Source organism: Sphingomonas carotinifaciens, assembly GCF_009789535.1.
Taxonomy (GTDB): Bacteria; Pseudomonadota; Alphaproteobacteria; order Sphingomonadales; family Sphingomonadaceae; genus Sphingomonas; species Sphingomonas carotinifaciens.
Genome location: NZ_WSUT01000005.1, coordinates 1,362,818 through 1,380,133, shown reverse-complemented (window position 1 = coordinate 1,380,133; position 17,316 = coordinate 1,362,818). Strand labels below are relative to the sequence as shown.

The 17,316-nt window shown below is 66.8% G+C and carries 18 protein-coding genes; 9 read left to right on the top strand and 9 right to left on the bottom strand.

Features of this window, described 5'->3' with window-relative positions; genetic code table 11:
* Nucleotides 1–23: 23 nt before the first annotated feature.
* The 3 genes from ppdK to GQR91_RS08500 are packed head-to-tail and all read right to left on the bottom strand — an operon-like array spanning nucleotide 24 to nucleotide 5,608.
* Nucleotides 24–2,681, bottom strand: a complete 2,658-nt coding sequence (ppdK, locus tag GQR91_RS08510) for a pyruvate, phosphate dikinase (RefSeq protein WP_149682094.1) — start codon at nucleotides 2,679–2,681, stop codon at nucleotides 24–26.
* Nucleotides 2,682–2,726: 45 nt separating this feature from the next.
* A complete protein-coding gene (gene glyS / locus GQR91_RS08505) occupies nucleotides 2,727–4,772 on the bottom strand; it encodes a glycine--tRNA ligase subunit beta (protein WP_149682095.1) in 2,046 nt (681 codons plus the stop codon).
* Nucleotides 4,769–5,608 carry a glycine--tRNA ligase subunit alpha gene (locus GQR91_RS08500; RefSeq protein ID WP_149682096.1) on the bottom strand — a complete coding sequence of 280 codons (840 nt, stop codon included), beginning with the start codon at nucleotides 5,606–5,608 and terminating at the stop codon, nucleotides 4,769–4,771. Before GQR91_RS08500 ends, glyS begins: the two co-directional genes overlap by 4 nt.
* A 129-nt stretch (nucleotides 5,609–5,737) precedes the next feature.
* On the opposite strand from GQR91_RS08500, the gene GQR91_RS08495 reads away from it, so the two are divergent.
* The 8 genes from GQR91_RS08495 to GQR91_RS08460 all read left to right on the top strand — a co-directional run bounded on the left by GQR91_RS08495 (nucleotide 5,738) and on the right by GQR91_RS08460 (nucleotide 12,342).
* Nucleotides 5,738–6,646 (top strand): TraB/GumN family protein, encoded by a 909-nt coding sequence (locus tag GQR91_RS08495; RefSeq protein WP_235903987.1) that lies wholly within the window; start codon nucleotides 5,738–5,740, stop codon nucleotides 6,644–6,646.
* A 114-nt stretch (nucleotides 6,647–6,760) separates the two neighbouring features.
* Nucleotides 6,761–7,384 (top strand): 50S ribosomal protein L25/general stress protein Ctc, encoded by a 624-nt coding sequence (locus GQR91_RS08490; protein ID WP_149682097.1) that lies wholly within the window; start codon nucleotides 6,761–6,763, stop codon nucleotides 7,382–7,384.
* Between the two features lie 279 nt (nucleotides 7,385–7,663).
* Nucleotides 7,664–8,236: an aminoacyl-tRNA hydrolase gene (gene pth, locus GQR91_RS08485; protein WP_112382142.1), complete on the top strand. Its 573-nt coding sequence runs from the start codon at nucleotides 7,664–7,666 to the stop codon at nucleotides 8,234–8,236.
* Nucleotides 8,233–8,847 carry a TIGR02466 family protein gene (locus GQR91_RS08480; protein WP_149682098.1) on the top strand — a complete coding sequence of 205 codons (615 nt, stop codon included), beginning with the start codon at nucleotides 8,233–8,235 and terminating at the stop codon, nucleotides 8,845–8,847. The genes pth and GQR91_RS08480 overlap by 4 nt, the downstream gene beginning before the upstream one ends.
* A gap of 145 nt (nucleotides 8,848–8,992) precedes the next feature.
* Nucleotides 8,993–9,184 (top strand): hypothetical protein, encoded by a 192-nt coding sequence (locus tag GQR91_RS08475; protein WP_149682099.1) that lies wholly within the window; start codon nucleotides 8,993–8,995, stop codon nucleotides 9,182–9,184.
* A gap of 64 nt (nucleotides 9,185–9,248) precedes the next feature.
* The gene (gene ychF, locus GQR91_RS08470; protein ID WP_112382140.1) at nucleotides 9,249–10,349 is read left to right on the top strand and encodes a redox-regulated ATPase YchF; all 1,101 of its coding nucleotides are present in this window, start codon (nucleotides 9,249–9,251) and stop codon (nucleotides 10,347–10,349) included.
* 244 nt (nucleotides 10,350–10,593) lie between these two features.
* Complete coding sequence (locus tag GQR91_RS08465; protein ID WP_149682100.1) at nucleotides 10,594–11,880, top strand: alkaline phosphatase family protein; 1,287 nt, start codon at nucleotides 10,594–10,596, stop codon at nucleotides 11,878–11,880.
* Nucleotides 11,881–11,895: 15 nt separating this feature from the next.
* Complete coding sequence (locus GQR91_RS08460; RefSeq protein WP_149682101.1) at nucleotides 11,896–12,342, top strand: MaoC family dehydratase; 447 nt, start codon at nucleotides 11,896–11,898, stop codon at nucleotides 12,340–12,342.
* Between the two features lie 5 nt (nucleotides 12,343–12,347).
* Here the strand turns inward: GQR91_RS08460 and GQR91_RS08455 are convergent, their stop codons facing one another.
* The 6 genes from GQR91_RS08455 to petA form a co-directional block, all read right to left on the bottom strand.
* Nucleotides 12,348–12,914 (bottom strand): hypothetical protein, encoded by a 567-nt coding sequence (locus GQR91_RS08455; protein WP_149682102.1) that lies wholly within the window; start codon nucleotides 12,912–12,914, stop codon nucleotides 12,348–12,350.
* A 95-nt stretch (nucleotides 12,915–13,009) separates the two neighbouring features.
* The gene (locus tag GQR91_RS08450; RefSeq protein WP_112382136.1) at nucleotides 13,010–13,198 is read right to left on the bottom strand and encodes a hypothetical protein; all 189 of its coding nucleotides are present in this window, start codon (nucleotides 13,196–13,198) and stop codon (nucleotides 13,010–13,012) included.
* 60 nt (nucleotides 13,199–13,258) lie between these two features.
* A complete protein-coding gene (locus GQR91_RS08445; RefSeq protein ID WP_149682103.1) occupies nucleotides 13,259–13,795 on the bottom strand; it encodes an adenine phosphoribosyltransferase in 537 nt (178 codons plus the stop codon).
* A 111-nt stretch (nucleotides 13,796–13,906) separates the two neighbouring features.
* Complete coding sequence (locus GQR91_RS08440) at nucleotides 13,907–14,755, bottom strand: cytochrome c1 (RefSeq protein WP_112382134.1); 849 nt, start codon at nucleotides 14,753–14,755, stop codon at nucleotides 13,907–13,909.
* A 31-nt stretch (nucleotides 14,756–14,786) separates the two neighbouring features.
* Nucleotides 14,787–16,070, bottom strand: a complete 1,284-nt coding sequence (locus tag GQR91_RS08435; RefSeq protein ID WP_112382133.1) for a cytochrome b — start codon at nucleotides 16,068–16,070, stop codon at nucleotides 14,787–14,789.
* Between the two features lie 10 nt (nucleotides 16,071–16,080).
* Nucleotides 16,081–16,665 carry a ubiquinol-cytochrome c reductase iron-sulfur subunit gene (gene petA / locus GQR91_RS08430; protein ID WP_174236627.1) on the bottom strand — a complete coding sequence of 195 codons (585 nt, stop codon included), beginning with the start codon at nucleotides 16,663–16,665 and terminating at the stop codon, nucleotides 16,081–16,083.
* 172 nt (nucleotides 16,666–16,837) lie between these two features.
* Between petA and GQR91_RS08425 the strand changes: the two genes are divergently transcribed.
* The gene (locus GQR91_RS08425; RefSeq protein WP_149682104.1) at nucleotides 16,838–17,293 is read left to right on the top strand and encodes a tRNA (cytidine(34)-2'-O)-methyltransferase; all 456 of its coding nucleotides are present in this window, start codon (nucleotides 16,838–16,840) and stop codon (nucleotides 17,291–17,293) included.
* Nucleotides 17,294–17,316 lie beyond the last annotated feature (23 nt).

The window sequence follows — 17,316 nt, the reverse complement described above, 5'->3', positions numbered from 1 at the left end:
CGGAGGGGAGAGGGAGATCAGCCCTACTTCTGCAACGCCGCCTGCGCCGCCGCCAGGCGCGCGATCGGCACCCGGTACGGGCTGGCCGAAACGTAATCGAGCCCCACCTGCTCGCAGAACGCGATCGACGCCGGATCGCCACCATGTTCGCCGCAGATACCCAGCTTGATGTCGCCGCGCGTCGCCCGGCCACGTTCGGCGGCCAGGCTGACCAGTTCGCCCACGCCCTCCACGTCCAAGCTGACGAACGGGTCCTTGGCGTAGATGCCCTGCTCGACATAGGTGCTGAGGAAGCGCGCGGCATCGTCGCGGCTGACGCCCAGCGTCGTCTGAGTCAGGTCGTTGGTCCCGAACGAGAAGAACTCGCCCACCTCGGCGATTTCACCCGCCTTCAGCGCGGCGCGCGGCAGCTCGATCATTGTGCCGACCAGATAGTCGACCTCGCGCCCCCGCTCGGCAAAGACCAGCTTGGCCGCCTTGTCGACCACCGCCTTCATCAATTCCAGCTCGCGCCGCGTCGCGACCAGGGGGATCATCACCTCCGGGATCGGCGCCTCTCCGGACTTCTCGGCCACGTCGATCGCCGCCTCGAAAATCGCCCGCGCCTGCATCTCGTAGATTTCCGGATAGGTCACGCCCAGCCGGCAACCGCGATGCCCCAGCATCGGATTGAACTCGTGCAGTTCGTTCGCGCGGCGCTTCAGCGTATCGATGTCCAGCCCGGCGGCCTGCGCCACCTCCGCGAACTCGGCTTCCTCATGCGGCAGGAACTCGTGCAGCGGCGGATCGAGCAGGCGGACGGTGACCGGCAGGCCCGCCATCACCTCGAAGATCGCGGTGAAATCGCTGCGCTGTTCGGGCAGCAGCCGGTCCAGCGCGACCCGCCGCCCCTGCTCGTCCGATGCCAGGATCATCTGGCGCACCGCGGTGATGCGGTCTGCCTCGAAGAACATGTGCTCGGTGCGGCACAGCCCGACGCCCTCCGCGCCGAACTCGCGCGCGGTCTTGCAGTCGAGCGGCGTTTCCGCGTTCGCGCGCACCTTCAGGCGGCGAACCGCGTCGGCCCATTCCATCAGCGTGCCGAAATCGCCGGCCAGTTCGGGCTGCACGGTCGCGACCTCGCCCACCATCACCTCGCCGCTGGCGCCGTCGATGGTCAGCGTGTCGCCCTCGCGCACTTCACGGCCGGCGCAGCGCAGCACCTTGTCCTTGGCCGAGATCGCCAGCGATCCTGCGCCGGACACGCATGGCCGCCCCATGCCGCGCGCCACCACCGCGGCGTGGCTGGTCATGCCGCCCCGCGCGGTCAGGATGCCCTTGGCGGCATGCATGCCGTGGATATCCTCCGGGCTGGTCTCGACGCGGACCAGGATCACCGACTCGCCCGCCGCCGCGCGCTTTTCCGCCGTGTCGGCGTCGAACACCACCTTGCCCGATGCCGCGCCCGGCGATGCCGGCAGCCCCTTGGTCAGCACGTCGCGCTTCGCCTCGGGGTCCAGCGTCGGGTGCAGCAACTGGTCGAGGGCCGCCGGGTCGACGCGGGCGATCGCCTCCTCGCGGGTGATCAGCCCTTCGTTCGCCATGTCGACCGCGATCTTCAGCGCCGCCTTGGCGGTGCGCTTGCCCGACCGGGTCTGGAGCATCCACAGCTTGGCCTGCTCCACCGTGAACTCGATGTCCTGCATGTCCCGGTAATGGGTTTCGAGCTGGTCGAACACCGCGGCCAGTTCGCGGTAGACCTCCGGCATCGCTTCTTCCATCGATGCGGGCTTGGCGCCGGCTTCCTCGCGCGCGGCCTTGGTCAGATATTGCGGCGTGCGGATGCCCGCCACCACGTCCTCGCCCTGCGCGTTGATCAGGAACTCGCCATAATAGGCGCGGTCGCCCTTGGACGGATCGCGCGTGAACGCCACGCCCGTCGCCGAGGTGTCGCCCATGTTGCCGAACACCATCGCCTGCACGTTGACCGCGGTACCCCAATTGGCGGGGATGTCGTTCAGCCGGCGATAGACCTTGGCACGTTCCGACTGCCACGAACCGAACACCGCGCCGACCGCACCCCACAACTGATCGTGCACGTCCTGTGGGAAGGGCTTGCCCCACTGCTCCTCGACCAGCGCCTTGTACTGCGCGACCAGCGCCTTCCAGTCGGCGGCGCTCATTTCGGTATCGAGGGTGAAGCCGTTATCTTCCTTGGCGATCTCTAGCGCTTCCTCGAACGCGCCATGATCCAGTTCCAGCACCACATCGGCATACATCTGGATGAAGCGGCGATAGCTGTCCCACGCGAACCGCTCATCATCCGCCGCCTTCGCCAGACCCTCGACGGTGTCGTCGTTCAAGCCGAGGTTCAGCACCGTGTCCATCATGCCCGGCATCGACACCCGCGCACCCGACCGCACCGACACGAGCAGCGGGTTGGCCGGATCGCCAAAGCGCTTCTCGGTCACCGCCTCGATATGCGCGATCCCCGCCGCAACCTCGTCACGAAGCTCCTGCGGAAACTGCTCGCCTTCCTCGTAATAGCGCGTGCACATCTCGGTCGAGATGGTGAACCCCGGCGGCACCGGCAGGCCGATCGACGCCATTTCGGCCAGATTGGCGCCCTTGCCGCCCAGCAGGTTCTTGTCCCCCTTGCCGCCATCCGAAACACCGCCGCCGAACCTGTAGACGTAGGTCATTGTCTTTCCCCTGTTTCGTTTCGTGGTCGCCCAAGAGGGGGCGTATCAGCCTTCAATCCGTGAGAAGTCGGCAACATTGTGCACCGCGGCACGCACCCGCGCCAGCAGGTTCAGGCGAGCCGCCCGGCGCGCAGGATCGGCGTCGTTGACCGTCACCTGGTCGAAGAACGCATCGATCGGCGCACGCAAGGTGGCAAGGGCCGCCATCGCCCCCTCGAAATCCTCCCGCGCCACCGCCTCGCCGGCGCGCGGCTCGGCGGCATCGAGCGCGGCGATCAGGTCGCCCTCGGCCTGTTCGGGTGCGTAGGACAGCGCGGTCGCCTCGACACCGGTCACACCTTCCTTCTTCAGGATGTTGGCCGCGCGCTTGTACCCGGCCAGCAGGTTCGCGCCGTCCTCCGTCCCGACAAACGCCTGCAACGCCTGCACGCGGGCGAGCAGCCGGACCAGATCGTCCTCACCGCCCAGCGCGAACACCGCATCGATCAGGTCATGCCGCACGCCCGCCTCGCGCTGCTGCACCTTCAGGCGGTCGGCGAAGAAGTCGAGCACATCCCGGCTCACCGCGCTCGCCAAGCGAAAACGAAGTCCGTTGTCGAGGATCAGCGCGATCACGCCCAGGGCCGAACGGCGAAGCGCGAACGGATCCTTGGAACCGCTGGGCTTCAGATCGGCACCGAAGAAGCCGGTGATGCTGTCCAGCTTGTCCGCAAGGCTGACCGCCACCGTCACCGGTGCGGTCGGCACGTCGTCGCCCTGCCCGACCGGCTTGTAATGGTCGCGCACCGCCTCGGCGACGCGGGCGTCCTCGCCCTGTGCGGCGGCGTAATAGCCGCCCATCAGGCCCTGCAATTCCGGAAACTCGCCGACCATGCCGGTGACGAGATCGGCCTTGGCAAGCCGCGCCGCACGCTCGGCCAGCGCCGCCAACTGCTCCCTCCCCCCTGCGGGGAGAGAGGGCGTTTCGGCACCCACAATGCCCTCTTCCACCAGCCAGCGCGCGAGCTTCGCCACCCGCTCCACCTTGTCGGCGACGGTGCCCAGCTTCTCGTGGAAAACGATCTTTTCCAGCTTCTCCGCCTGCTCGGCAAGCGGCGTCTTCAGATCCGTTTCGTAGAAGAACCGCGCATCCGACAGGCGCGCGGCGAGCACCTTGCGGTTGCCCTCGACGATCTTGGCGCCGCCGTCGCTCGCCTCGATATTGGCGGTGCAGACGAACGCATTGGCCAGCTTGCCCGCGCCGTCACGACAGACGAAATATTTCTGGTTCACCCGCGCGGTGAGCTGGATCACCTCGGGCGGCACGTCGAGGAACGCCTCGTCGAAGCGGCCGAGCAGCGGCACCGGCCATTCGGTCAGGCCAGCATTTTCGGCCACCAGTCCCTCATCCTCGACCAGTTCCAGCCCGGCGTCGCGCGCCAGCGCCGCGGCACGGCTGCGGATCAGCGCCGCCCGCTCGTCCTGATCGACCAGCACATGCGCCGCGCGCAGTTGCTCGACATAGCCGTCCGACCCGGTCAGCGTGATCGCCGCCGGCGCATGAAAGCGGTGGCCGCGCGTCTCGGCGCCGCTGACAATCCCGGCGATCTCGACCGGCACCACCTGTTCGCCGAACAGCGCGACCAGCCCGTGGAGCGGCCGCACCCAGCGCAGCGACTCGGTGGATTGCGAGGCATCGCCCCAGCGCATCGACTTGGGCCATGGAAAGGCGCGGATGATCGCCGGGATCGCCTCGGCCAGCACCTCCGCGGTCGCGCGGCCCGGCTTCTCGGTGATCGCGAACAGCACGCCGTCGCGCTCCACCAGTTGCTCGCGCGTCAGCCCGGTCTTGCGCAGGAAGCCCTCCAGCGCCTGCGGCGGCGCCGCGGCACGCGGCCCCTTCACCTCCTCCGACACCGCCTCCGTCGCATCGGGCAGCCCCTTCGCGATCAGCGCCAGCCGGCGCGGCGTGGCGTAGGTGATCGTCTCGCCCGCGCTCAAGCCGGCCTTGGCCAGTTCGGCGGCGAACAGGCGGGCGAGATCCTCGCGCGCCTTGGCCTGCATGCGGGCGGGAATTTCCTCGGAGCGAAGTTCGAGAAGAAAGTCGCTCATGCCGCCCACCCGTTCTTCTCCATCCATGCGCCGCACGCGCCCTTCGCCAGATCGCGGACCCGCCCGATATAGGCCTGCCGTTCCGCCACCGAGATCACGCCGCGCGCTTGCAGCAGGTTGAAGGTGTGGCTGGCTTTGATCGCCTGTTCGTATGCCGGGATCGGCAAACCGCGCGCTAGGCTGTTCTCGCACTCGGCCGCCGCCTTGCGAAAGGCGTCGAACAGCGTGTCGGTGTCCGCCACCTCGAAGTTCCACGTGCTCATCTGGCGCTCATTCTCCAGGAAGACGTCACCGTAGGTCACGCCCGCATCGTTGAACGCCAGGTCGTACACATTGTCGACGTCCTGGATGTACATCGCCAGACGCTCCAGCCCATAGGTCAGCTCGCCCGCCACCGGCTTCATGTCGAAACCGCCCATCTGCTGGAAATAGGTGAACTGCGTCACCTCCATGCCGTCGCACCAGACTTCCCAGCCTAGCCCCCAGGCGCCCAGCGTCGGGCTTTCCCAGTCATCCTCGACGAAGCGGATATCGTGCTTGCCCATGTCCACGCCGATCGCGGCCAGACTGCCCAGATACAGGTCCTGCAGATCGCTCGGGCTCGGCTTCAGGATCACCTGATACTGGTAATAATGCTGCAACCGATTGGGGTTCTCGCCATAGCGGCCATCGGTCGGCCGGCGGCACGGCTGGACAAAGGCGGCGTTCCACGCATCCGGCCCCAGCGCGCGCAGCGTGGTGGCGGGATGAAACGTGCCGGCGCCCATCTCCATGTCATAGGGTTGCAGGATCACGCATCCGCGGTCGCTCCAATAGTCATGGAGGGTAAGGATCATGCGCTGGAAGGATAGAGGCTGGGTCACGAGCGTGGCTTTGGCGGATGGGTCCACAAGGGTCAAGCGAGTGGCACCGCGCGCGCGGAAGGGCTAGATACCGCTGCCACGACCCACCCGAGGAGACCCGGTTTGCTACTGCGTTCGTTCCGCGCGACCCTGACCTCGATCGCCCTGCTGCTCGCGCTGCCGGCCTGCGCACAGTCCAGTCCCACCCAAGCCAAAGCCGCCAACGACGCCGATCCGGCGCTGTGGATGGTCAAGGATGCGGACACCACCGTTTATCTGTTCGGCACCATCCATGTGCTGAAGCCCGGCCTGTCCTGGTTCGACGAGGCGGTGAAGACGGCGTTCGATAAATCCGGCGAGCTGGTGCTGGAGATGGTGCAGCCCGATCCCGCCGCCATGCAGCAGATCGTCGCCACCACCGGCATCAACCCCACCGGCCCCACGCTGACCGAGCAACTGCCCGAGGCCAAGCGTCCCGCCTATCTGAAGGCGCTGACCGAGGCGGGCCTGCCTTCCGCCGCGTTCGACCGGATGAAGCCCTGGCTGGCCGCGGTCAGCCTGTCGCTGATGCCGATTCAGAAGCTCGGCTATGACGCGTCGAACGGCCCGGAAACCGTGCTGGCAAGCGCCGCCAAGTCCGCGAACAAGCCGGTGATCGGCCTGGAAACCGCCGAACAGCAGATCGGCTATTTCAACGGCCTGTCGCAGCCGGCCCAGATGCAGTTCCTGGTGTCCACCGTCGATGAACTGCCCGAAGCGGGCAAGACGATGGCGACGATGGTCGACAACTGGTCGCATGGTGACCCGGAGGCCCTCGCCAAGACGATGAACGAAAGCCTGAAGGACTCGCCCGAGGTCGCAAAGGTGCTGCTCACCGAGCGCAATGCACGCTGGGCGAAGTGGATCGCGAACCGCATGAACAAGCCCGGCACCGTCTTCGTCGCGGTCGGTGCCGGGCACCTCGCCGGGCCCGACAGCGTCCAGGCGCAACTGGCCAGGGCAGGCGTGAAGGCGGAACGCGTCGCCTATTGAGGCCCCGCGATTGCCAGCGCGCGTGGTTTCGGCTATGCGCGCCGGCTTCCGGCCATGGTCATCCCTGGAGGCGTGGGCGGAAAAGCACATCCATTCGTTTTCGGAGCATATCGCATGAGCGACACCATTACGCTCGCAGCCGAGACGCGTGACCGGGCTGGCAAGGGAGCCTCCCGTTCGCTGCGCCGTGAAGGCCGCGTCCCCGCCGTGATCTACGGCCAGAACAAGGAGCCTGCCGGCATCCATCTCGAAGAGAAGGAACTGGTCAAGGCTCTCATGACCGGTCACTTCTTCAACTCGGTCGTGATGCTGAACGGCGAGCGTACCCTGCCCAAGGACGTCGCGTTCCACCCGGTCACCGACCGTCCGCTGCACGTCGACTTCCTGCGTATCGGCGAGCATTCGACCGTCACCGTCGCGGTGCCGGTGGTGTTCACCGACGAGGACGAGTCGCGCGGCCTGAAGCAGGGCGGCGTGCTCAACATCACCCGTCACGAGGTCGAGCTGGTCGTCGACGCCGCCAACATCCCGGCGGAACTGACCATCTCGCTCAAGGGTCGCGAGATCGGCGATTCGATCCACATCTCCGACGTGGCGCTGCCCAAGGGCGCGCAGCCGGCGATCGAGGATCGCGACTTCGCGATCGCCACGATCGTGCCGCCGACGGTTCCGACCGCCGCCGACGAGGCCGCGGATGCCGATGCCGGTGCCGCTGGCGACGATACGGCCGAGGGCTGATCGTCCCGGTCCCTCCGGGGGTCGCCGACGGAAAGGGGGGCAGGTGGCGGCAACGCCCCTGCCCCTTTTTCGTTCTACCCGTTTGTCTAGAGTAGCCGTCGAGTAGCAGCAAAGCTGCGTATCGAGACGGCGTATCGAGAGACAGGTTGGCGCTCGGAACGGTACCTCGATACGAGTTCTCGATACGTCCCTGCGGGACTACTCGATCTCTACTCGGCACGAACGGGGGAGAAATGGCGTCATCTCAGGCGACCGCCCACCAACCAAGGAGATCGCAGCGTGCAAATCTGGGTCGGACTCGGCAATCCGGGGCCGCAATATGCGATGCACCGGCACAATATCGGCTTCATGATGCTGGACGCGATGGCCGAGATCCACGGCTTCGGCGCGGTCAAGAAGCAGTTCCAGGGCTGGACGCAGGAAGGCCGCATCGGCACGCACAAGGTGCTGCTGCTGAAGCCTGCCACCTTCATGAACGAAAGCGGCCGCTCGGTGGGCGAGGCGCTGCGCTTCTATAAACTCGGGCCCGACGCGCTTACCGTCTTTCATGACGAACTCGATCTCGCCCCCTTCAAGGTGAAGGTGAAGACCGGCGGCGGGACCGCGGGCCATAACGGCCTGCGCTCGATCGACCAGCATCTCGGACCCGATTTCCGCCGCGTCCGCCTCGGCATCGGCCATCCCGGCCACAAGGACCGGGTGACCGGCTACGTCCTCGGCAACTATGCCAAGACCGAGATCGAGCCGCTGTCTGACCTGCTCGGCGCCGTCTCGGCGGAGGCCGGCTGGCTGGCGGATGGCGACGACACCCGTTTCATGAACGATGTCGCGCTTAGGATGGGTCAGGCATGAGCACTCCCGGGACGATACGCCGCCTGTTCGCCTCGCTGCTCTATGAGGGCCGGATCGACGATGCCGATCTGATGGCAGATCTGGAGGATAGCTGCCTCGCTCTTGCCAAGGACGACCGCGCCGGGCGCCGCTGGTCGAAGGAGCATGGCTATCGCGGCTATACCAGCTATGCCTCGCTGAACGACCTGCCGGTCCGCGATCCGGTGTTCGCGGACCTGAAGAAGAAGCTCGACCGCCACGTCGCGGCCTTTGCGCAGGAATGTGCCTTCGATCTCGGCGGGCGCAAGCTGAAGCTGGACAGCCTGTGGGTCAACGTCCTGAAGCCGGGCGGGCATCATTCCGCGCACATCCACCCGCACAGCGTCGTCTCGGGCACGCTTTATGTCGCGATGCCGCCGGGTTCGGGCGCGTTGAAGCTGGAGGATCCGCGCCTGCCCATGCTGATGGCCGCCCCGCCGCGCCGCCCGGACGCACCCGACGATCTCGCCACCTTTGCCACTGCGCAGCCGGAGCCCGGCACGGTCCTGCTCTGGGAAAGCTGGCTGCGCCACGAGGTCGTGTCCAACGCCGCCAGAGGCGAGCGGATCAGCGTCAGCTTCAACTACAGGTAGTTACGCAGGCGAAAAGGTTCCATCGATTCGGCGTTGATATGCCACGTTTCGTCGCGGCCTACTCGTCTCCTTAGCATCTGGCATGATTAACGGGCGCCACGCATGGCGCCCTGCCGTGCGGACCAGCGCAGAGAAATCGCACGACATGTTGGAAGCCGTTGTTTTCACCTATGGAATGCTCGCCAGTTTCGTCCTGTCGGGCGCGACTCGCAATGCCAAGGCGCGCCGCGCCAATCCGCGTATGCTGCAATATGTCGGTTATGTGCTGATGAGCTTCTCCGCCGCGCTCGGCATCATGCTGCTCGGCTATGCAGCGATGATGAGCCTGTCCGGCTAAGCATTGAGGTGAGGCGCCGGCGTCGCTAGAGCGGCGCTTTCGCCTCTCTCCACAGGAACGACGCATGGGTTTCCGCTGCGGCATCGTGGGCCTGCCGAATGTCGGCAAGTCCACCCTCTTCAACGCGCTTACCGAGACGGCCGCTGCGCAGGCCGCCAATTATCCCTTCTGCACGATCGAACCGAATGTCGGCAACGTCGCGGTTCCCGATCCGCGTCTCTACACGCTGGCCGAGATCGCCGGCTCGGCCAAGATCATCGAAACGCAGCTCGCCTTTGTCGACATCGCCGGGCTGGTTCGCGGTGCGTCCAAGGGTGAAGGGCTCGGCAATCAGTTTCTCGGCAACATCCGCGAGGTGGACGCGATCGTCCATGTGCTGCGCTGTTTCGAGGATGGCGACGTCACCCATGTCGAGGGCAAGGTCGATCCCATCGCCGACGCCGAGACGGTCGAGACCGAGCTGATGCTCGCCGATCTCGAAAGCCTGGAGAAGCGCGTCCCCAATCTCGTCAAGAAGGGACAGCAGGGCGACAAGGAGGCCAAGATCGGCGCCGCCGTGCTCGGCCAGGCGCTGGAGCTGCTCCGCGACGGCAAGCCCGCCCGCCTGACCCAGCCCAAGGATGCCGAGGAGGAGCGCGTCTTCGCCCAGGCGCAACTGCTCACCGCCAAGCCCGTTCTTTACGTCTGCAATGTCGAGGAAGCGAACGCGGCGAACGGCAATGCCCATTCGCAGGCCGTCTTTGCGAAGGCCGCGGCAGAAGGCGCGCAGGCCGTCGTCGTCTCCGCCGCGATCGAGGCCGATATCGCCACCATGCCGCCCGAGGATCGCCCCGAATTTCTCGGCGAGCTCGGCCTGTCGGAAACCGGTCTCGCCCGCGTCATCCGCGCCGGCTACACGCTGCTCAACCTGCTGACCTTCTTCACCGTCGGTCCCAAGGAAGCGCGCGCCTGGACCGTCCATGCCGGCGCCAAGGCGCCGCAGGCGGCAGGCGAGATCCACACCGATTTCGAACGCGGCTTCATTCGTGCCGAAACCATCGCCTTTGACGACTATGTCGCCTGCAAGGGCGAGGCGGGCGCCCGCGACGCTGGCAAGCTGCGCCAGGAAGGTAAGGAATATGTCGTCCATGACGGCGACGTGATGCTCTTCCGCTTCAACGTCTGACGAACCTCTCCTCTCCGAGAAGAGGGGCGTTGGCGCGCCCCCTACATCTGCTGTTCTGCCTAACCCCCTCTCCCCTCCGGGGAGAGGGAGGGGCCCGCTGCCGCGAGGCAGTGGGAGGGTGAGGGGCCGCCCAGCAGTGCAACGCTGCGTACCCTGCTCCCTCTCCCCTCCGCCCAGCAACGCAACGCTGCCAGGCAACCCCGCTTCCGCCTGTCACATTTCCCCGCTACGCGCTTGCGCCATCATGCGGAAAATCCTCCCCCTTCTCGCCAGCCTCGCCCTCGGCGCCTGCGCCTACCCGGCACACCCGCCCGCCCTCGCGTCGGTGACGCAGCCTGCCCCGCCCCCCGCGGCGAACGAACAGCGCAGCCCCGTCACCATCCTCGTCTCCATCGACGGCTTCCGCCCGGATTATCTGAACCGCGGCGTCACCCCTCACCTCTCCGACCTGGCCAGAACCGGCGTGTCCGCATCGATGCGCCCGTCCTTCCCGTCCAAGACCTTTCCCAATCACTGGACGCTCGTTACCGGCATGGTTCCCGATCGCCACGGTATCGTCGCCAACGGCTTTACCGATCCCGCGCGGCTGACCGAACCCTTCACCATGGCCTCGGACGATCCTTTCTGGTGGAACGCCGCCGAGCCGATCTGGGTCACCGCCGAGAAGGCCGGCATCCGCACCGCGACGATGTTCTGGCCTGGCTCCAACGTCGCCTGGGGCGGCACGGCGGCGCAAGCATGGCCGCATCGCATCACCGGCGGCACCCGCCCGACCGATTGGCAGCAATTCAACCAGCAAGTGAACGACCGCCAGCGCGTCGACGCCGTGATCGACTGGCTGCGTCGCCCGGCCGAAACCCGCCCACGCCTGCTCACGCTCTATTTCGACGAGGTCGATACCGCCGGCCACCAGAACGGCCCCGATGCGGCCGAAACGACCCAGGCGATCGCCGCCGTCGATCGGGCGATCGGCCAGCTGGTCGAGGGGCTGGCCCGCCTGAACCAGCCCGCCAACCTCGTCATCGTCGCGGATCACGGCATGGCCGCGACCAGCAGCACGCGCACGATCGCGCTCGATACGCTTCTTGACCCGGCCGATTACGTCCTGAACGACAGCGGCCCCTACGCCACCTTCACGCCTGCGCCGGGCCATGAGGCGGCGCTTGCCGCCCGCCTGCTCGCCCGGCATCCCCATATGCAGTGCTGGCGCAAGGAGGCGATGCCGGCCCGCTTCCGCTATGGCCGCAACCGCCGGATCCCGCCCTTCCTGTGCCTCGCCGAGACCGGCTGGACGATCAGCGCCAAGGCGCCCGATCGCCCCACCAGTGGCGGCACGCACGGCTATGACCCGGCCGATCCGACCATGGCGGCACTGTTCATCGCCCACGGCCCCGCCTTCATCCCCGGACGACGCCTCGCCCCCTTCGACAACCCGGCGGTCGCCCCCCTCCTGCGCGACCTCATCGGCCTGCCCCCCGGCCAGGGACTCGACGGAACCGACGCCCCGTTCCAAAAGGTGTTGCGGCAATAAGCGAGGGAGGTGTGGATGCAGTATTTCGAGGACATCGCGGTCGGCGACCGCGCCAGCTTCGGTCGTTACCCCGTCCAGCGCGACGAGGTGATCGCCTTTGCCGAAAAATATGATCCGCAACCCTTCCACCTGTCGGACGAGGCCGCCGCCAAAACCCATTTCGGGCGGCTGGCCGCCAGCGGCTGGCACAGCTGCGCGATGATGATGGCGATGATCGTCGAACATGGCAGGGACCATCGCCAGGCCGGGCTCGGCTCCCCCGGCCTTGACGAGCTTCGCTGGCTGAAGCCCGTTTATCCCGGCGACACGCTACGCTGCGAAAGCGAGGTGCTGGCGGCCCGCGCCTCCGAGAGCCGCCCTGCCATCGGGCTGCTCAAGACGCGGGTGACGGTGTTCAATCAGGACGATATTGCTGTGCTGTCCTGCATGTCCAACATCATGATCGCCCGCCGCCCGGACTAATCGGCTCAGCGGCGGCCCCGCCAGTTACGGCCACGATCCCCGCGATAGCCGCCGCGATTCACCGCACGGTTCTCGCGGCGCAATTCGCGGCGATCCTGCCGCACGTCGCTGCGATATTCGCGCCGGGCATCGCGGCGTCCCTGCTGGAACTGATCGCGCGTGATCAGCCCGTTACGATAGGCCTGACGATTCTGCCGCAGGTCGCCGCGATAGTCGCGGCGTTCGCGGCGGACGTCGCGGCCGAAATCGGCCCAGTTGTCGCGAATGGCATCGTTGCGGAACCCGCGGCGCTGGCCCTGCCAGTAATTGCGCTGACGATCGTTCCAGCGGAACGGCCGGCGGTCGCGATCATAGACGTAGATGCCGGTGCCCGGATAATAGAAGTCGTTGTACCAGCCATAATAGGACGGCACGTAACCGCCGCCGAAGCCGCCGCCATAGGGATAGGCGTCGTAATAGCCCCGGCCATACCCCAGCGACGTGCCGCCATAGCCATAGCCGTCGGCACAGCCCGACAATGCCGCCACGAACCCCATGGCCAGACCGGCCAAGCCCAGACGCTTCAACACCATCGAACCTCTCCCGAACACGAGGATGCGGCCAGGATACGCGCCGCCTATGGCGATGCAACTCGGCGCACTTCGATGTTGTTCCGGAAAGCCCGCGTCTACCCTCGCGCGATCGCGACCAGCGCGTCGATCACGCTGCTCCCGGCCAGTGGTCCGAACAACAGCATCAACAGGTTGAAGCCGATGACCCAGGTCAACACCTTCTCCTCGCGCCGGCTGATACGGCGCGGCGGCGGCGCCGGGGGCCAGGGCGGTGGTGGCGGCTGATCGCGAAAATCGACGAACATGGGGCAACTCCCGGCGGCCAGTCCTCTGCCCGCTGCGGGATCAACGCATCGTCGCGCGCGTCAGTGCCCGGGAAATGCGATCAGCGACGCCACCGCCACGCCGTCCGCCCGCAGCGCATCGGCCCCGCCCAGATCGGGCAGGTCGACCAGGAACTGCGCCTGCACCAACTCGGCCCCTGCCTTGGCCAGCAACCGCACCGCCGCCCGCGCCGTCCCCCCGGTCGCGATCAGATCATCGACCAGCAGCACCCGTGCACCCGGCGCACAGGCATCGGCATGGATCGCGATCCGATCCTGTCCATATTCCAGTGCATAATCCTCGGCGATCGTCGCCCCGGGCAGCTTGCCGTCCTTGCGGATCAGCAGCACGCCGGCGCGCAAAGGCGCCGCCAGCGCCGCGGCAAACAGGAAGCCGCGCGCCTCGATCCCCGCGACGAGGTCGATCGGCCCCGGCACCGCCGCGGCCATGCGGGCGATCGCGGTGGCAAAGCCATCGGCATCGAGCAGCAGCGTGGTGATGTCGCGAAACTGGATGCCGGGCTTCGGAAAATCCGGGATCGTGCGGATCAGCGCCTTCAGGTCGTCATTCTGGGCCATGTCCGCGCCCGTGGCAAAGCCGGCCGGGTCTGTCGAGCGCGAATATGCCAGACCGGGCCCGTTATGCCATCACGCACGGGCTTTGGGGCGGGGCACAGCGGCCCCGCCCGCTCAATGCTTCACGTCGCGCCAGACATTCTGATACGCGCCCCAGGCGAGGACGCAGAAGATCGCGATAAAGATCATCGCCGCGAAACCCGCCGCATGGCGCTTTTCCAGATTCGGCTCGGCCGTCCAGGTCAGGAAGGCGGCGACGTCCTTGGCCATCTGGTCGCGGGTCGCGGCGGTGCCGTCGCTATACTGGACCTGTCCGTCGCTGGTGATCGGCGGCGGCATCGCGATGTTCAGGTTCGCGAAGTACGGGTTGTAGTGCAGCCCTTCCGGCGTCTTCACGTCCGGGAATTCACGCAGTAGCGCGGCCGGCTGCGGCCGATAGGCATCGGGCCCGACCAGCGAGTAGATATAGTTGCCGCCGTCATGCCGCGCCTTGGCCATCAGCGACAGGTCGGGCGGCAGCGCATTGTTGTTCGCGGCGCGCGCGGCGACCTCGTTGGCAAAGGGCGAGGGGAAGCGATCGGACGGGATGTTCTTGCGCGTCGTCGCCTCGCCCGTCTCCGGATTGATCGTCGGCTGCTCGATCACCCACTGGTTGGCGATCGCCTTCACCTCGGGCTCGTTATAGCCCAGGGCCGCCAGGTCGCGGAACGCGACGAGGCGCAGCGAGTGGCAGGCGGCGCACACTTCCTTGTAGACCTGGAAACCGCGCTGCAACTGGCGCCGGTCGAACCTGCCGAAAATGCCGTCGGATGCCAGATGCGCCTCGCGCGGATGCAGGTGGAACTCCTCCTCCGCGGTCGGGGCGGGCGGCTCCGAGATCAGGCCGGAGACGCTGCCCCACAGCGCGATGGCGAGCACCAGCGTGAATGCGGCGCCGACCAGGAATGCGATCGTACGAACCATGATGTTGTCGGTCCCCTCTCCGGTTCGTGTCTTACGCGAGCGCGGTCTTGGCCGGGCTCGTGCCGCCATGCTTGGCCAGCACCGCCTCGGTGATCGAGTTGGGCAGCGGGCGCGGACGCTCCGACCGTGCGATCAGCGGCAGGATCACCAGGAAGTGCAGGAAATAATAGCCTGCGGTGATCTGGCTGAGGATGATGAAGAACGGCGTCGCCGGAGATCCCCCGCACCAGCCGAGCAGCAGCACGTCCACCACCAGGATCCAGAACGCGATCCGCGCCTTGGGCCGGAAGTTGTTCGACCGCACCGGCGACGAGTCGAGCCAGGGCAGGAAGAACAGCAACAGGATCGACCCGAACATCGCCAGCACGCCCCACAGCTTGGCCGGCAGGATGAAGTCGGCGGTGAAGGCGCGCAGGATCGCGTAGAATGGCCAGAAATACCATTCGGGCACGATATGCGCGGGCGTGGAAAGCGGGTTGGCCGGGATGTAATTGTCCGGATGGCCCAGATAGTTGGGGAAGAAGAACAGCAGGAAGGCGAACAGCGCCAGGAAGATGCCCAGTCCGAACCCGTCCTTGGCGGTGTAATAGGGGTGAAACGGCACCGTGTCCTGCTCGCCCTTCACGTCCACGCCGGTGGGGTTGCCCGAACCCGGGATGTGCAGCGCCCAGATGTGCAGGATGATGACGCCCGCGATCACGAAGGGCAGCAGATAGTGGAGCGAGAAGAAGCGGTTCAGCGCGGCATTGTCCGGCGCGTAGCCGCCGAGCAGCCAGATGCGGATGGTATCGCCGACCACCGGGATCGCCGAGAAGAAGCCGGTGATCACCTGCGCGCCCCAGAAGCTCATCTGCCCCCAGGGAAGGACGTAGCCCATGAAGGCGGTCGCCATCATCAGCAGGAAGATGGTCACGCCGAGCAGCCACACCATCTCGCGCGGCGCCTTGTATGATCCGTAATACAACCCGCGGAAGATGTGGATGTAGACGACGATGAAGAACATCGACGCGCCGTTGGCGTGCGCATAGCGCAGGAACCAGCCGGCATTCACGTCGCGCATGATGCTTTCGACCGAATCGAACGCCACCGCGCCGTTGGCGGCATAATGCATCGCCAGCACGACGCCCGTCACGATCTGGATCGCGAGCGCGGCGCCGGCAAGGACGCCGAAATTCCAGAAATAGTTCAGGTTGCGTGGCACCGGATAGCCGGCACCCACCGCGTTGTAGACGAGCCGCGGCACCGGCAGCTTCTCGTCCAGCCAGCGCATCAGCGGCTGCTTCGGCTCGTAATGCTTCGCCCAGGGAAAGCTCATCTGCCGCTCCTCAGCCGACCGTCACGACGGTGTCGGACGTGAATGCATAATCGGGCACCACCAGGTTGGTCGGTGCCGGGCCTTTGCGGATTCGCGCCGCGGTGTCGTAGGCCGATCCATGGCATGGGCAGAAATAGCCCCCGAACGGCCCCTTGTTCTCGCCCTCGCCGGCGCCCAGCGGCACGCAGCCCAGATGGGTGCAAACGCCCAGCGTGATCAGCCAGTTCTTCTTGCCCTCTTTGGTCCGCTCGGCCAGCGTCTGCGGATCGCGCAGCTCGGCCAGCGGCACCGCATCCGCCGCAGCGATCTCCGCCGGGGTCAGGTTGCGCACGAACAGCGGCTGCTTGCGGAAACTGGTCTTGATCGCCTGGCCCGGTGCGATCTTGGACAGGTCGATCTCGGTCGTCGACGCGGCCAGCACGTCGGCGGACGGGTTCATCTGGTTGATCAGCGGCAACACGATCGCCACCGCGCCGACGCCCGCAAAGGACACGGCCGCGATATTGATGAAATCGCGGCGGCGGGGATCATGCACCTCTTCGTGGAACGGCTCCGGCGCCTCGCCCGGTGGTATTACGTTGTCCGCTACCGCCATTCCCGATCCCTCAACCCGTTTGCATCTCGTCCGTCCGGCGGCCTGTCGCCACCGTCGACGCCCCTCCGTCCCCGCGGGAGGCACAAGGAGTGTTAGCCGCGCCCGCCCCGTTTTGCCAACTGCCAATTTCCCATGCGCGCTTTCCGCGGTGAATTCCGCTAGGGACGCGCCCATGCGGATCGCCCTTTTCGAACCCGATATCGCCGGCAATGTCGGCACCATCCTGCGCACCGCCGCCTGTTTCGGCGTCGGCGTCGACTTGATCGAGCCGATGGGCTTCGCCTATTCGGACCGCGCCCTCGCCCGCGCCGGCATGGACTATGCCCGCGCCGCGCAGGTGGCACGCCATGCCGACTGGGATGCCTTTCGGGCGGCGACCCCCGCACGGATCGTCCTGGCCACCACCGCCGGCGCCGTACCCCTGCCCGACATGCGCTTCACCGCCGACGACGTCATCCTGCTCGGCTCGGAAAGCGCAGGGGTGCCGCCGCATGTCCATGCGGCCGTGGACGCGCGCGTCCGCATTCCGATGCGCCCCGGCTTCCGCTCGCTCAACGTCGCCGCCTCCGCCGCGATCCTGCTGGCCGAGGCGCGGCGCCAGAGCGGGTGGGACAGGATGACCGATTGACCCCCGCCGCCCCGCCACCGATG